Here is a 15,086-nt window from a genome sequence, read left to right as displayed (position 1 = left end):
AATCCCCTATCTATTTAACAAATTCCGAATTCCACTCGTCTTTAACTTCTAGACCAAGGATATCAGCCGTTTCTTTATTTAGTACAAATCGTAAATTTTGAGGATATTGTACTGGTAATTCTGCTGGAGTACTCTCGCCTTTTAGAATTTTCACGGCCATTTGACCGGCTTGATAACCGATATCAAAATATTCAAATCCGAATGCGCCTAATCCGCCTCTTTTAACAGAGTCAAACTCACCAACCATCATCGGTAACTTGTGATCATTTGCAACAGAAACAACAGACTCTAGAGCAGATACCACTGTATTGTCTGTAATAATATACAAAGAATCTACTTTGCCGATCAGAGATTCAGTTGCTTGTTTCACTTCAGCTGACGTAGATACAGAAGCTTCCACTACATTTAAACCAACATCACTCATTTGCTCTTTCACTGCATCTACTTGTGCACGTGAGTTCTGTTCACCAGCATTAAATACCATTCCAACATTTTTTGCACCTAATTCATCTTTTAAAAATTTTATGGTACTTGGAATTGCTTCAGGTTGTGTATCAACAGTACCAGTTACATTACCACCTGGTTTTTCCATCGATTGAACAAGCTCTGCACTTACTGCATCCGTAACAGATGTAAATACAATTGGTATATCTTTCGTTACACTTGCAACGGCTTGAGCACTTGGAGTTGAGTTGGCGAAAATTAAATCAACACCAGAGCTCACTAAATTATTTGCAATCGTTGTATTTGAACTATTATCATTTTGAGCATTTTCCACTTTATAATCAGCATCAATCCCTGCATCTTCCAAAGCTTTTTTAAATCCATCAAATGCAGCATTTAATGATGGATGCTCTACAATTTGTGTAACACCTATTTTATATTTCTTTGTTTCACTACTAGAACTTGTTTCTTCATTTGATTTAGCAGTAGAACTTTGCTTTTCATTTCCTCCACAAGCAGCCAACAAAAGTACTGCACCAATTAGTAGAAAAGCTAAATTTTTAATTTTTTTTCTCATCTTTATAAAAACCCCCTAGTAAAATCATTTACACTAACGATTCAACTCGTTAAAGTGTCAATTTAAAGATATGTTACACTGCATTAGAAAGATAGTCAATAACATAATATTTCAGGTGCCAGGCTCCAATACAAACATGAAAGCTTGAACTTTCACATTTGCTTGAACATTTAAGGTATTATGCCCTCCTTAGTCGTATCAAAGACAACTAAAAAACGCATCAGCCTAGATAGCGATGCACTTTTTTTCGTTTTTTCTCCCCCAAAAGATAATTCACTCGAAACTAACGAAGTATCCTATGTTTAAGTTTAATTTTTGTACAAAGATTCTAGTAACCATATAAAAAACTTTCAACTGTTGTTAATCTATAGCAACAAGCTTCTTCAAATTTAATTGGTAATGAAAATTTAACGCTAAATTTACATTGACAACATTTCTCTAATTTATACTATAGATTAGATTACTGGGTTTGTTTTTAGGAGGATTTCATTATGACAATTGAAGATAATGATTTGCAGGATTTGTTTTCATACATTATAGAAGAAAGAGCAATTCAAACCGTTTTTCAGCCTATTATTTCTCTTCATAGTGGTCAAATATATGGATATGAAGCATTAACTCGAGGTCCTGAAAATACTGTTTTACAAAATCCTGAAAAACTATTTGATTATGCAATGAAAAGCGGTCAACTTTGGGAGCTTGAAAATTTATGTAGAGGAAACGCATTAAAACAAGCTCATCAATTAAAAGCGAAAGGGATTCTTTTTTTAAATGTAAATCCCAATATTATGAATGACCCTAAGTTCAAACAAGGTTTTACGAAAGAATTTTTAAGTAAATTCCATATGGATTCCGATTCCATTGTTTTTGAAATCACTGAAAGAGAAGCAATAAATAATTTAAAGGACTTTATTAACACGGTTGATCATTATAAAAAACAATTTTTCCAAATTGCCATTGATGACGTAGGGTCAGGCTATTCTGGATTAAATGTCATTACAGATGTTCGACCACATTTTATTAAACTAGATATGAAGCTTATTCGCGATATTGATAAAGATAGAACAAAGCAACTTCTAGTAAAAAGTTTGAGTGAATTTGCTAATTATTCACAAATACATATTATTGCTGAAGGTATTGAAACGAATGCGGAATTACTTACTCTTATCCAAATTGGTGTCCATTTTGGTCAAGGTTATTTCATTCAGAAACCAAATGTTGAAATTTTGCCTATACGTGAAGAGTTGAAAATGTTAATTGAGGAAGAAAGTTTAAAAAGAAATATGGTTAGCTCTGGTCGATTAACAGATACTTCCATCGAACATATTGCGACTCCTTTACGAACAATCTCTAGTAATACCCCTATTTTCAAAGTAAGCAAATTAATGGAGGCCAATGATGCCTTACCCGGTTTTTGTATAAAAGATGGAGATAAATTAATTGGCGTCATTACGAGAAATAAACTACATTTGAAATTTAGCGGGCCGTATGGATATAGTCTATATAATACAAAACCAATCACCGCAATTATGAATAGGAGCTATATGAAAGTAGATGCGGCGACCCCTATAGATGTTGTGGCAAAAATAGCGATGAATCGTGATCCTATTCATTTATATGACTTCATTACCATTACAAAAGAAGATCAATATTTTGGAGTTGTTACCGTTAAGGATTTACTCGAAAAAAGTATGCAGCTAGAAATTGACTACGCAAAACATTTAAATCCACTTTCTGAGTTACCTGGTAACATTATGATTGAAAAACAACTGCAAAAATGTGTTGATTCGCAGATAAACTATACCGTACTTTACTTTGATATCGATAACTTTAAACCATACAACGATGTTTACGGTTTTGAAAAAGGCGATAAGGTCATTATGCGACTAGCTGAAATATTAAAGGAAAATACCCAAACTGATGATTTTATAGGACATATTGGTGGCGATGATTTCATCATGATTGTACCATCTTCCAAAAGTCATGAATTTTGCGAAAAAATAATTAGAGATTTTGATGCATCCATAGAACATTTTTACAATGCACATGATTTACTAAAAGGAAGAATTATTTCAAAAAATCGGCATGGCATCGATGAACGATTCCCATTACTAACTATTTCCATCGCTGGAATCACTAACAAAAACGTCTTATCTACTTATGAATTAGCGGAAAAGGCAAGTCACTTAAAAAAACAATGCAAACAACTATCTGGAAGCAAATACCTGTTACAAGCACCTTTACAGAAAGATTCACGAAACTTTAAACACTCGCAATCGTTCAAGCATTCAAGATAAATTAATTACAAGGCAGTAATGATTTGTCGATTGAAGAAAGTTTGATGACTTTGGTTTTGATTTTTACATCATTTACTTTTATCTTTATTAAGTGAATCAATTTCATAATTCAAATTTAGAGCATAAAACACGAACAATAATAAAGTGAAATCTATGAATATGTATAATATACTCTTCATAAATCAACATGATTTCCGCTAAAGGCGGATGCTTTCTTACCTCTAGTCAAGAGTAATTTCTATAAAAAGCAAATTAAATATAGTAATCCATTCAACGAGTTGTTGCTTTCCGTTCCGGCGCTCGCTTTCCGCGGGCATGGCTTTAGCCTCCTCGTTCGCTTCGCTTCCTGCGGGGTCTCAAGGCTCATGCACCTGCCGCTTCGCTTTCGGTGCAGAAAAACATCTGCTATTGCCGCAGGAGTCGAGCACCTGCACTCCAAGCAACAATGAACACTGAACAAGGGAACTTAACAATAATCACCTTAAAATTAATTACTTTATTAGGATTTTCTCTTTCTAATTTGCATGCAAAACAGACCTAACGAATTTCAGTTTTTTCGCAAGGTATCCAACATACTAAACTGATTCAAATAAGGGTGTGAAGTGAATCGGTTTCCTTCTACGGGTTCTAAGATCCCCACGTCCGCTCGACTTCACTTCACTTCTACTATAAAAAAATAGTAGCACAGACCATGGCTGTGGTCTGTGCTACTTATGTTAGTATGTTTCCGCGGGGTGAGCGATGAGCCATCACCGCCGCATTCGCGTCGTTTGTAATGGCTCATCTTTCTCATTAATCCCGATGGAGTCGCCACCTGTCGCTCCAATCAATAAATTTAGTATTGTTTATGTTTTAATAATTAAATGCTATTTATGAAACTAACTAAGTGTCTTACATTTTAATTAGGCGAAAAAAGCATCTGCCATAGTGGTGATGCGTTTATTATTTATTGAAAATACAATTTCGGATGCTTTGTACTTCTTTATAATTAGAAGCTATTTACTTTCTTTAAGTTTCACCAACTCTACTCATTTACGCATTGAATCTAAAATTATTAAAGCCGCATAAACCATGGTGGTTATGCGGCTTACTAATTTATTTGTTCCAAATTATTTTACTCTTATTGGATTTCCCTAGTAAGACAATTTTTTCTATACTCGAGAAATTTCCATTCATAACGATGTTGTCCTCGGATATTGAATTCCCCAATTCATTTACTAAGGTTCCCCTAAGTTTTATAGAGACTGTTTTGTCTTCTGTAGTATAGTCATAACCAGTGATCATTTGTCCACTATTTGGATTAAAAGCTTTAATCAGAATTGTATTTTCAGAAACATCCACATTATCTATACTAAGCCATTCTATATCCTGGGTAATTCCACGAAAAAAATATACAATAACTCCTACTACAACTACCAAAGTAAAAACACCTACTAATCCCAATACAATCTGAGAGTTCGACTTCTCTTTACTCATTAATAACCTCCTTCATGTACCCTATTCCTTTATTTTACTTTTAACAACACAAAAATTAAATGAATTACTTCCCTTTAATTATTTGTACTCAAACCTTCAAATCCCCGTATTTTGTTTAATACAATTGAGCAAAAGAAAAAGCACCGCTAAAAGCGATGCCAGAATAAATTAAAAATATTATTTATGTTATTTTCTTATACAGTAGTTTTTTCTTTTTTAATTTGTTTACTTCGAAGTTGACCACATGCTGCATCAATGTCTGTACCTTGTTCCATGCGAACACCACAGTTAATACCTTTATTTTTTAATGTTTGGAAGAATGCACCGATAGATTCTTCGGAACTACGCTGATATTGGCCATGTTCATCTACCGGGTTATAAGGAATCAAGTTCACATAAGATAAATGACGTTTATTTTCAAGAAGTTTCGCTAGTTGTTGCGCTTCTTCCACATGATCATTTACATCTCTAAGTAGGATGTATTCAAATGTAATTCGTCGGTTAGTTTTTTCTAAATAATAGTCAACCGCAGCCATTACTTTTTCGATTGGGAACGCTTTATTGATCACCATAATACGTGTACGAAGCTCATCATTTGGCGCATGTAAAGATACCGCAAGATTTACTTGAATATTTTCATTGGCAAAGTCCATAATTTTTTTCGCAAGCCCACTAGTAGAAACCGTGATATGTCTAGCTCCAATTGCAAGTCCTTTTTGATCGTTTACAACACGTAAGAAACTCATTAGATTGGTGTAGTTGTCGAATGGTTCGCCAATTCCCATAACCACTATGTGGCTAACACGTTCGTTCTTGTTCAAATTATCTAAATGCTCTTGTACTTTCATAATTTGACCAACGATCTCTCCAGAATCTAGATCACGATTTTTCTTAAGTAATCCACTTGCACAAAAACTACAGCCGATATTACATCCAACTTGAGTTGTTACACAAACAGAAAGACCATATTTAAATCGCATTAACACAGTTTCAATTAGATTTCCATCTTGCATTTCAAATAAGAATTTTATCGTACCATCCGCAGATTCTTGCTTTACAGACTGTTTCAATGTTTGAATGACAAAATTATCCTCTAATATTTGAAGACATTCTTTGTTCACATTATTCATCTCTTCAAAGCTTTGTACTCTTTTAATGTATAACCAATCCCAGACTTGTTCCGCTCGGAATTTCTTCTGTCCTCGTTCTAATAACCACTCTATTAACTGGTCCTTTGTTAGACCATATATCGATTTTTTCATGTATATTCCTCATTTCATTCGTATACAATTCGCCTATTATACTATAAATGTTTACATACGACAATTAATTATACCTAAAATGTCTTTAAAAAGATATTATTTTGTTTTTCTAAAAAACATAATATTTTCTTACTCAGTTACTGTCCAACTACAGATACAAAATTCGCTTGCGGTTAAATGTCTTTGAAAAGTTTCATTTCTCCTAAATACACCCAACAATAGCGCGAGCGTCGTCCGGATCAACGAGAACTGTAAAGACGATGCTCATAAATGGATTCTGCCACTTTTCGTTTAATGGGCTGTTCTAATGTAGCTTTCTCAACACTTTGTATTCCCTACCTAATAGTGGTTAGTGTTGATGGATTAATTTCAGTAGGCATTGAATAATATACTAATACACTTAACTATTACTTTGATACAAGATTAAGATGCAAAATGTGAATTGGAGTTGTTCAATATGTATAAGAAGAACAAAAAAATTATTTCTCAAAAAAAAAGGCATGCATACTTAAAATTGGCAATGCTAATAATTGGAATTTTAGCATTTTTGCCTTCTAGCTTCTTAGAAACAAATTTTTTGGATTATGAGGACAATAGTAGCAGAGATATTGCAATGAACGTCATGAAAATGGCTAGCGATAGGTTTAATAACTCTTTAGATCAGCTTTTAATTGTTTCATATGAAATTGAATCCATCGATGAAGAAAATGGAGAGCTCATTTCATCAGTGGTTATCGCCTACACAGTTTTTGGGGTACCTTATGCCGAAATAATAGCAAACAAAGATGGGGCATATGTAAATAAAAAATTACTCTTCAATCAATAAGAAAAGGAACTCAAATGACTTCCTTTTCTCTGATTTACATATAAATTGCATTTTTACAAAGAGGTTTCTACCTCATGCTCTCTTATCCAATCACTGTAACTACCAACATATAATTTAACGTTATCATATCCAGCTTCCTTTAAGCTCCCATACAATGGCGCAGCAGTAACACCACTTCCACAATAAGCAATAACAGGCTTTGTTAAATCCGTTAAACCACTCAATTTTTCTTTTAAAGCATCTTGTTTCAAAAACATTCCATTCTGTTTTAATTGCTCCCAATCAAAATTTAGAGCAGTTGGAATATGTCCCGCCACAGCATCTATTGGCTCATTTTCCCCTCGATATCTAATAGCAGAACGAGCATCAATTAATTGAGCCTCTATTTCACCCGCAACAATTTTCTTAACCGTTTCTATATCAATGTATTGTTCATCTTTCCAATTCAACGTTACATTCGTATGGGGATAATTTGGTACTAAATCGGAAACCGGAAGAACATTTTTTGCTTCTTCATATCCTTCACGAAGGACATGAATATTTGAAAAACCTGCCCATTCTAATAAAAAATATGCTCTTAATGCAAATGGTGATCCACCTTGATCGTAAATGACAATAGAATCATCCACTAATAGTCCCGCTTGCTCTACAAGGTTGGTCATTTTATCTTTTGAAATCATAGGATGACGACCGTATATACTTTGCATATCGGACAAATCCTTTTCCAAGTCCCAATAGATAGCCCCTTCAAGATGCCCCGCTTCATACATCACTCGACCTGCATCCCCATTTCCAAGCTCAAAACGAGTATCAATATAACGGACATTTTTTGCACCAAAATCTTTCAAATCGATAAAAACTTTACTCATCCTATTATCACCCTTCTTTTGTAATACTTGAGTAGATTTCTTTCCATTTTTCAAGAGTTGCTTCTTGTTCCAACAATTTACGCTCCGCATCAATCTGTGTAATAGATTCATTAAGCCATTTCAAACGAATAGATTCCGTTTCTGCATCGACATATTGCTCTACCCATTGAGTAAGTCTTTCTTGCTCTTTATTCAAATAGCTTTGAGCTTCTACTTTTGTTTGATCAGACAAAGCATCCCGCAGTTTTTCTTTTTCATTTTTTTCGAAGAATGATTTCGTATTTTTAAAATAAGATTTGACGTTTTCGAATTTAGCTATTTCATTAAAAGGACCTACAAATTGTAATAAATTCCGATTTTCACTCTCATGGGGTGTAAATGTAAAGCTGGCATTCCAATCTTTTAATACTCGCAATTCTTCTTTTTCCAACTGTTTTACTTGTTTTTGAATAAATTGCAATACCCGGAAATTAGTCACTCGCATTTCTTGTTCTAAATCAAATCGCAGCATGCCAAGTATATCTTTTAACGCTACTTCTAATGCCGTATTAGCAGGTGTATTCGTAAATAATGAAGGATTATATGCCTCTTTAAAAAATTCGTTAAAACGATAGTACACACGTTGCAATAGATAATATAACAACGTTTCAAGCTCTTGTTTTGCTTCCTTCATGACAACTGAAGACAATGAGTTAGCGTAACGCTTACGTATATTTTGTTCTTGTTCTCGCAATTCTTTTAGCCTTGCATCTTTTCTAGCAAGATTCGTTTCCGTCTGTTCTATTAAAGTATACAATTTTGTCTTCTGACGAATAGCTTCCTCATCTAAGGAGGTGACAGCAATTTGCTTTAAGTCCTTTTCCAAAAATCGATGGAAAGCTTTTTCAAATTGCACCATTCCTTCGTGTAGTCCTATATGGTCCATCTTTTCTTTTAAAGCTTGTAAACTAGAAACCCCATATACTCTTGGGAATCGAATACCAAATCGTTGAAGTTCACCCTGTACATATTGCTTTACGAGATTGGCTTCTTCTTCCGTATCTGCAAGATCAATTGCATTTACAACGAAAAACATTTTATCTAGTTCAAATGCATCTTTTACTCGCCCAAGCTGTATTAGAAACTCTCGGTCCGCTTTCGCGAATGCATGATTAAAATAAGTCACAAACAATACAGCATCAGCATTTCGAATATAATCAAAAGCAACACCCGTATGTCGAGCATTAATAGAATCTGCCCCTGGCGTATCAACTAAAGTAACTCCAAGTCTCGTCAGTTCACAATCATAATAAAAATCAATAAAGTCGACAAAACAACTCCTAGATTCTTCTGCAACAAACTTTCCAAACTCTTCACCAGAAACTCGAAGGACTTTTCCTAGCTGATGTTGAAAAGTTGGATATCCCGTATGAAATGCTGTAATAAAAGACTTATGCACTTCTGCTGTCACAGCTTGGCTCATCACCATGCTCGCTTGATCATAAGCTTCTTCTAATGACGTAACGGTTATCCCTAGTTGACTATAAGCAAACGATACGTCTTCTAATAATTGTTCCTTCGATTTGAAAGTAACATCTGCAGTATTATGCGGATGTTTTTCGGAAACAGGATGAATTTTGTTAATAGCAGCAGTTGTTGGGTTCGGTGAAACTGGTAAAACATTTGCTCCCATTAATGCATTTGAAAAACTTGATTTACCGGCACTAAATGCCCCAAATAGAGCAATCGTAAATTGCTGCTTTTCTACTCGTTTTGCCTTTCGTTTAATCACATTGGCTGCTTCTTTGAAAGCTGGAAGTTCTTTTAATGCTTCCGCAATTTTATTTGCCCGATTTAAAACAGTAACTGGTGAAAGTAGTATCTCTTCTTCAGTCTTTTCCAAAGAGGATGATATTGTTTCTATTCTTTTTTCCTTAACCTCCAAAGAAGGATCGTATTCGGTAATGGAGTTTCGGAAATTTTGTCTTTCTTCTTCCCATTCAACAATTAATTGATCTCTTTCTCTTCTAAGAGCTAAATCTGGCGTTTTTATCGCTAGTTCAAATGAATGGAGTTTTGTATCTATTCCTTCTATTGTATGAATTGCCAACATCTTTTCATTTAAAATTTGTGTTTTTTGAGCAATTTTTTCTGTTTCCTCTATTGGATGTTCATTCATAAAACGCATTGTTTGATCTTTCCAACTGTCTGTTTCTCGAATAAAATAACGTGTAACCGCATCTTGAACACGATTTGCATAATGTAGAATTGCATCACCAGTTGTACTAGCTCCATCATGTAACGGCTCACTAATTAAGGTAGAAAAGATATCGAAGACTTTCTCATCTATTTCATTCGTTCGTTCAGTTGTTAACAGTGAAACATCCTTCAACATGCCTTTCATTAATTGTTTCAAATGAACCGTAATGTTTGTTGATATTACCTTTTCAAGTAATTGTCTTGCTTCTTCAAGCCTTCTTAGTCTTTCTTCTTCTGTTTTCTTTTTGCTTCCTAAAAATCCTACTTTAAAAGAGCCCTGCATGCTTTCTGCGAATAATTTGAGGGAGTCTCGCATTTCATATGGCATTATAGAGGCATTTTCTAAAATATCTTTCCGTTTTTCTTCAAAAGCTTTTTTCCAAAGAGTTAGATCCTGAAGTTCTATCTGCTTTTGAGATATTTTTAATTGTTCTTTTATCTCTTCTTTATTAGTCCATTCATCTTCTGATAATTGATCTTCAAATGTTTCTAAACAAATTTCCTTTTCATCTTCTAGAAACTGCTTATGTTCATCCTTTAACTTCTCAAGAGTAGCATTTGCAGAAGTAAGAAAATAGTGTTCTTTATTCTGAATTGAATGTTGGACGATTTGTTGTACTTTTAAAAAGTCATTATGTACGAAATTTTTATCTTTTAAGGATGTATAGAAAATATCTTTTGGCTCGACTGCCCAAGCTTTAAATGCGCTCGATACTGACTGTTTAAATGCATCAAACGATAATTCTTCTTCTCGGTGTTTGTCTACTTGGTTCACTATTAAATACACATTTTCGTTGTAATGAAGTAACTGCTTTGTAAATTGAAAATTAAGCTCTGACTGTACATGATTATAATCCATCACATAAAAAACAATATCCGCCAGATGAAGTGCAGATTCAGTAGAAATTCGATGAGCATCATCTGTAGAATCGACACCTGGAGTATCCATAACTGTTATCCCCTCAGGCAAACGAGATCCTGAATGACCAATTTCTATTTGAGAGACTTTACTTCCGTCTTTTGAGTATTTTTTTACCAATTGAATATCATAATGACCTGAAAATTTTACAGGTGCTCTGTCAACAAAGTGAACAAGCGCATAATTTTCAACCGTCTTTTGTACAGTCACAATATTTGCGGAAGTTGGTATCGGACTTGTTGGAAGTAAATTTTCATCAACTAATGCATTGATCATACTAGATTTACCAGCTGAGAAATGCCCTGCAAATGCAATTGTAAACGTACCTTTTTCGAGTTTATCAGCAAATAATTTTGCTTTTGCATATCTTTCTTCATCTTTATCATGTTGAAACAAAGTAGCAAGTAATGCATTTTGCTCTTTTATATTATTTAGCTCTTCAATATTAACCATTTAAAAGTAGATCTCCTTTATAATTCGACAATATATGCCTATCATAGCAAAAATATAAGGAACGCAAAAGCGTTCCTTATATTTTTTGCGACGAGCTTGCGCAAGAGCACATTTTTTAACACAAAAGTATTCTTTTGAACTTATCAAGTTGTAATAAGCATAAAAAAAGATGACTCAATTTGCCTTTCCTAAAGAAGAACAAATGAAGTCATCAATGTTTAATACTGTTATTTTGCATGCGGAGTTGTTGAGCGTAAAACATAAGCTGTAACCCCACTATATAATAAGATTGTTGATGCAATTAATAAAAGAATCATACGAATCGTCCCTTCAATTGAACTTGAAATTCATTCTCATTTAAATAATAGCACAGTATTTCGACATTTTCTACATAAAGTATTCATTTAGGATCACTTTTATGATAAAATTAAGCCATCTTTACTAGATGGAGGGAAAGAATGAGTGAGTCAAAACACATACAAACTATACTAAATGGAACAATACAATCATTAAAATCTGTAATCCCTCTTACGATGGAAATAAAATCCCCTTCTTTAATGGTGCAACCATTTGAGCAAAAAGAAATGGCTGTTCTTATAGGGATAATTGGGGATGTTAAAGGACGAATAATTATAGATTCTACTGCCAATTGCTTCTCATCTATTGGTGCTACTATGTTTGGCATGCCACTAGAAGGTGAAATGCTAGAATCGTTTACAGGTGAGTTAGGAAATATGATTGCAGGTAATTTATGTACTTCTGTTGCGGGAAATGATGTTGAAATCGACATTACCCCTCCTACAGTAATTGTTGGAACCACTAAATTATTTGGCTTCCAGCATGCTTTTAAGCTACCTGTCGAAATATCTGGCATTGGTGATTTAATGATAATCTTAACAATTGACGAATAATTACTTACAGGGACTTTCACTTAGAGAAAGTCTTTTTTTATTTGTTTACGCTTCTCTTTTCTTCACATTTAATTCACATTATCCCCTTCAATTGTGACATTTATCACATCATCTCACTCTATTTCTATTTATTATTAATTACACAGGAACTCTTTCCCAGGAGGTGTTAGTAAATGTCGAAAAAACACGAAAAAAACCCGGATTTGAAAGGTACATTGTATTCTGTAGGATTTTTAGGTGCATTCATTTTAGTTACTTGGTTCTTGGCTTTTTACTTGTTTATTGATCGATTTTAACTCCAATAAAATACTTCTATTAGGTACGAGTTTAAAATTGATAACACTTTATAGGTTATTCTATTTATTCTATCCGCTTCTGAAAACAGAATTTAAAAAGATTTCTATCTGAAAGAAATTAAGTTGTATTTAATTAAATCGGAGGTTTAAAATGATGCATATTCATAAGTATGAAAAATGGTGGTTAATATTTGGTGTTAGCTCACTTGTATTATTTTTAGTTGTGGTTGGTTTTAGTGCATTTCATTATGGCTCTCACCCGCCAAGTGCAAAAGTGTATGTTGATCCTGAAAGAGTGGACGAAATTGCGCCATTCAATAAGCCTGGTGTCCATAAAGTAGAAGGTAAAGACTGGGATTATGAAGTTGTTTTTGTTGCTTCGGCATTTTACTATAATCCTCCTGAGATCGATATTCCTTTAGGCTCAAAAGTTAAGTTTATTGCAACTACAAAAGATGTAGTGCATGGCTTTGAGGTAGCCGGTACAAATATTAACATGATTCTTGAGCCAGGTTATGTATCTGAATATGTAACAACAGTCGATAAAGCTGGTGAATACTTAGTATTATGTAACGAATATTGTGGACTTGGGCATGCTTCCATGACTTCCATGTTAAAGGTGGTAGAGTAAAATGACAACAATTTCAGAAAGAGCAAAAGAGCTTGTAAAAGTTGATAAGAGAGATGGGAAATTAGCACTTGCACATATATATGTTGCATTTATTGCATTAGCAATTGGAGGTCTCTGTGGTCTTTTACAAACATTAGTCCGTTCCGGTCAATTAACGCTTCCTTGGGGAATTAATTATTATCAAATTTTAACTGTACATGGTGTTTTACTTGGTCTCATTTTAACAACATATTTTATTTTTGGTTTTCAAATAGCTGCAGTAAGCAGAACTTCCGGAACATTAACAGACAAGCAACGTTTATTAGGCTGGATTGGTTTTTGGACTATGACGATTGGAACTGCATCAGCTTCAACAATGGTGTTGCTTAATAAAGCAACTGTATTATATACGTTTTATGCACCATTACAAGCACACTGGATATTTTATGTTGGATTAGCACTTGTTATTGTTGGTTCGTGGATAGGTGGATCCAGTCAAATTTTAAAATATGTGGAATGGCGTAAGGCTAATCCAGGACAATCAAGTCCCCTTCTTACTTTTATGGTTGTTGTGAACTTAACAATGTGGATTATATGTTCTTTAGGTGTGGCTGCTGAGGTTTTGTTCCAGCTAATTCCTTGGTCTTTAGGATGGGTTGATAAAGTAGATGTATTACTGTCACGTACATTATTTTGGTATTTTGGACATCCTCTTGTTTATTTTTGGCTATTACCAGCATATATGATTTGGTATGTAGTTATTCCAAAAATAATTGGTGGAAAAATTTTCTCCGATTCTCTTGCTAGATTATCATTTATTTTGTTCCTTTTATTTTCAATTCCAGTAGGATTTCATCATCAATTAGTTGAACCTGGAATCAGTTCTTTTTGGAAATTTTTGCAGGTGGTCTTAACTTTAATGGTAGTTATTCCTTCCCTTTTAACTGCTTTCTCGATGTTTGCAACTTTTGAAACTCGTGGACGTGCATTAGGTGGTAAAGGATTATTTGGATGGGTAAAACAATTACCATGGGGAGATGCACGGTTTGTAGTTCCTTTTATCGGAATGGTTGCATTTATCCCTGCCGGTGCGGGTGGTATTATAAATGCTTCTCATCAAATGAACCAACTAATCCATAATACGATTTGGGTAACAGGTCATTTTCATTTGACTGTGGCAACTACAGTTGTTTTAACTTTTTTTGGAGCATCCTATTGGCTAATCCCTCACCTTACAGGAAGAGTCTTTACGAAACAAATGAATCGACTGGCAATAATTCAAGCTATTGTATGGACAGTTGGGATGTCAATCATGTCAGGTTCCATGCATATCGTTGGATTACTTGGAGCCCCGCGTCGTTCTACTTTTTCTACTTACGGTGATTCTGCTCAAGCAGCTGAATGGATTCCTTACCAAATTGCGCAAGCTGTTGGAGGAACAATTCTTTTCATCGGTATAGTATTAGTACTGTATATTGTTGCAAACTTATTATGGTTTGCTCCTAAAGGAGAAACAGAATTCCCAGTGGGTGAAGTTTCAGAGCATGCAGAAAAAACTCCGATGGCACTTGAAAACTGGAAAATTTGGCTGACTGTTTGTATTGTATTAATATTGTTTGCCTATACAGTTCCTGTTATCGATATAATTCAAAATGCACCTCCGGGTTCTATTGGATATAAGTTCTGGTAAAATGAAAATCACCTCTTGTTACTAACGAAGGAATTGAAAAAGTAGAGTGTGGAATAGTTTATATTCCTCCTCTACTTTTTCATTTTTAGGGAATCTAATTTTATAATATCCACCGTGAACAACGAAGTCGATAAAAGTGAATTCAATAGAAGTTGCCGCAATTTCTTGTGTAGTTTGGAGAAGCTAGAGGTAAGCATCCTAAGGCGGAGTAGTTATAA

The 15,086-nt window shown here is 34.2% G+C and carries 11 protein-coding genes; 6 read left to right on the top strand and 5 right to left on the bottom strand.

Going from position 1 to position 15,086, the window contains the following annotated elements; all coding sequences use genetic code 11:
• Window positions 1-10: 10 nt before the first annotated feature.
• On the bottom strand, window positions 11-1,021 hold the full coding sequence (locus tag ACFVR1_RS03170; protein ID WP_387580268.1) for an ABC transporter substrate-binding protein: 1,011 nt from the start codon (window positions 1,019-1,021) through the stop codon (window positions 11-13).
• Window positions 1,022-1,512: 491 nt separating this feature from the next.
• On the opposite strand from ACFVR1_RS03170, the gene ACFVR1_RS03165 reads away from it, so the two are divergent.
• The gene (locus ACFVR1_RS03165; protein ID WP_387580265.1) at window positions 1,513-3,318 is read left to right on the top strand and encodes a GGDEF domain-containing protein; all 1,806 of its coding nucleotides are present in this window, start codon (window positions 1,513-1,515) and stop codon (window positions 3,316-3,318) included.
• A gap of 1,095 nt (window positions 3,319-4,413) precedes the next feature.
• On the opposite strand, the gene ACFVR1_RS03160 is transcribed toward ACFVR1_RS03165, so the two are convergent.
• Together ACFVR1_RS03160 and rlmN are read right to left on the bottom strand one after the other, a co-directional pair.
• Window positions 4,414-4,794 (bottom strand): hypothetical protein, encoded by a 381-nt coding sequence (locus tag ACFVR1_RS03160; protein WP_387580263.1) that lies wholly within the window; start codon window positions 4,792-4,794, stop codon window positions 4,414-4,416.
• A 194-nt stretch (window positions 4,795-4,988) separates the two neighbouring features.
• Window positions 4,989-6,056 carry a dual-specificity RNA methyltransferase RlmN gene (gene rlmN / locus ACFVR1_RS03155; protein ID WP_387580260.1) on the bottom strand — a complete coding sequence of 356 codons (1,068 nt, stop codon included), beginning with the start codon at window positions 6,054-6,056 and terminating at the stop codon, window positions 4,989-4,991.
• A gap of 457 nt (window positions 6,057-6,513) precedes the next feature.
• Here rlmN and ACFVR1_RS03150 point away from each other — a divergent pair, with 457 nt between their 5' ends.
• Window positions 6,514-6,882, top strand: coding sequence for a hypothetical protein (locus ACFVR1_RS03150; protein WP_387580258.1), 369 nt, complete (start codon window positions 6,514-6,516; stop codon window positions 6,880-6,882).
• A 53-nt stretch (window positions 6,883-6,935) separates the two neighbouring features.
• On the opposite strand, the gene ACFVR1_RS03145 is transcribed toward ACFVR1_RS03150, so the two are convergent.
• On the bottom strand, window positions 6,936-7,751 hold the full coding sequence (locus tag ACFVR1_RS03145) for a sulfurtransferase (protein ID WP_387580256.1): 816 nt from the start codon (window positions 7,749-7,751) through the stop codon (window positions 6,936-6,938).
• A 7-nt stretch (window positions 7,752-7,758) separates the two neighbouring features.
• The gene (locus ACFVR1_RS03140; RefSeq protein ID WP_387580253.1) at window positions 7,759-11,361 is read right to left on the bottom strand and encodes a dynamin family protein; all 3,603 of its coding nucleotides are present in this window, start codon (window positions 11,359-11,361) and stop codon (window positions 7,759-7,761) included.
• Window positions 11,362-11,819: 458 nt separating this feature from the next.
• On the opposite strand from ACFVR1_RS03140, the gene ACFVR1_RS03135 reads away from it, so the two are divergent.
• The 4 genes from ACFVR1_RS03135 to ACFVR1_RS03120 all read left to right on the top strand — a co-directional run bounded on the left by ACFVR1_RS03135 (window position 11,820) and on the right by ACFVR1_RS03120 (window position 14,868).
• Window positions 11,820-12,272 carry a chemotaxis protein CheX gene (locus tag ACFVR1_RS03135; protein ID WP_387580251.1) on the top strand — a complete coding sequence of 151 codons (453 nt, stop codon included), beginning with the start codon at window positions 11,820-11,822 and terminating at the stop codon, window positions 12,270-12,272.
• Window positions 12,273-12,445: 173 nt separating this feature from the next.
• Complete coding sequence (locus ACFVR1_RS03130; RefSeq protein ID WP_387580248.1) at window positions 12,446-12,568, top strand: cytochrome c oxidase subunit 2A; 123 nt, start codon at window positions 12,446-12,448, stop codon at window positions 12,566-12,568.
• A 154-nt stretch (window positions 12,569-12,722) separates the two neighbouring features.
• The gene (locus ACFVR1_RS03125; RefSeq protein ID WP_387581213.1) at window positions 12,723-13,199 is read left to right on the top strand and encodes a cupredoxin domain-containing protein; all 477 of its coding nucleotides are present in this window, start codon (window positions 12,723-12,725) and stop codon (window positions 13,197-13,199) included.
• A 1-nt stretch (window position 13,200) separates the two neighbouring features.
• A complete protein-coding gene (locus tag ACFVR1_RS03120; RefSeq protein WP_387580246.1) occupies window positions 13,201-14,868 on the top strand; it encodes a b(o/a)3-type cytochrome-c oxidase subunit 1 in 1,668 nt (555 codons plus the stop codon).
• Window positions 14,869-15,086: the final 218 nt, after the last annotated feature.

Source organism: Psychrobacillus sp. NPDC058041 (genome assembly GCF_042885655.1).
Lineage (GTDB): Bacteria > Bacillota > Bacilli > Bacillales_A > Planococcaceae > Psychrobacillus.
This window is presented reverse-complemented; position numbering and strand designations above follow the sequence as displayed.

Coding starts and splice junctions, on each gene's coding strand:
- ACFVR1_RS03170 (WP_387580268.1), bottom strand. CDS start 1,021: ATGAGAAAAAAAATTAAAAATTTAGCTTTTCTACTAATTGGTGCAGTA.
- ACFVR1_RS03165 (WP_387580265.1), top strand. CDS start 1,513: ATGACAATTGAAGATAATGATTTGCAGGATTTGTTTTCATACATTATA.
- ACFVR1_RS03160 (WP_387580263.1), bottom strand. CDS start 4,794: ATGAGTAAAGAGAAGTCGAACTCTCAGATTGTATTGGGATTAGTAGGT.
- rlmN (WP_387580260.1), bottom strand. CDS start 6,056: ATGAAAAAATCGATATATGGTCTAACAAAGGACCAGTTAATAGAGTGG.
- ACFVR1_RS03150 (WP_387580258.1), top strand. CDS start 6,514: ATGTATAAGAAGAACAAAAAAATTATTTCTCAAAAAAAAAGGCATGCA.
- ACFVR1_RS03145 (WP_387580256.1), bottom strand. CDS start 7,751: ATGAGTAAAGTTTTTATCGATTTGAAAGATTTTGGTGCAAAAAATGTC.
- ACFVR1_RS03140 (WP_387580253.1), bottom strand. CDS start 11,361: ATGGTTAATATTGAAGAGCTAAATAATATAAAAGAGCAAAATGCATTA.
- ACFVR1_RS03135 (WP_387580251.1), top strand. CDS start 11,820: ATGAGTGAGTCAAAACACATACAAACTATACTAAATGGAACAATACAA.
- ACFVR1_RS03130 (WP_387580248.1), top strand. CDS start 12,446: ATGTCGAAAAAACACGAAAAAAACCCGGATTTGAAAGGTACATTGTAT.
- ACFVR1_RS03125 (WP_387581213.1), top strand. CDS start 12,723: ATGCATATTCATAAGTATGAAAAATGGTGGTTAATATTTGGTGTTAGC.
- ACFVR1_RS03120 (WP_387580246.1), top strand. CDS start 13,201: ATGACAACAATTTCAGAAAGAGCAAAAGAGCTTGTAAAAGTTGATAAG.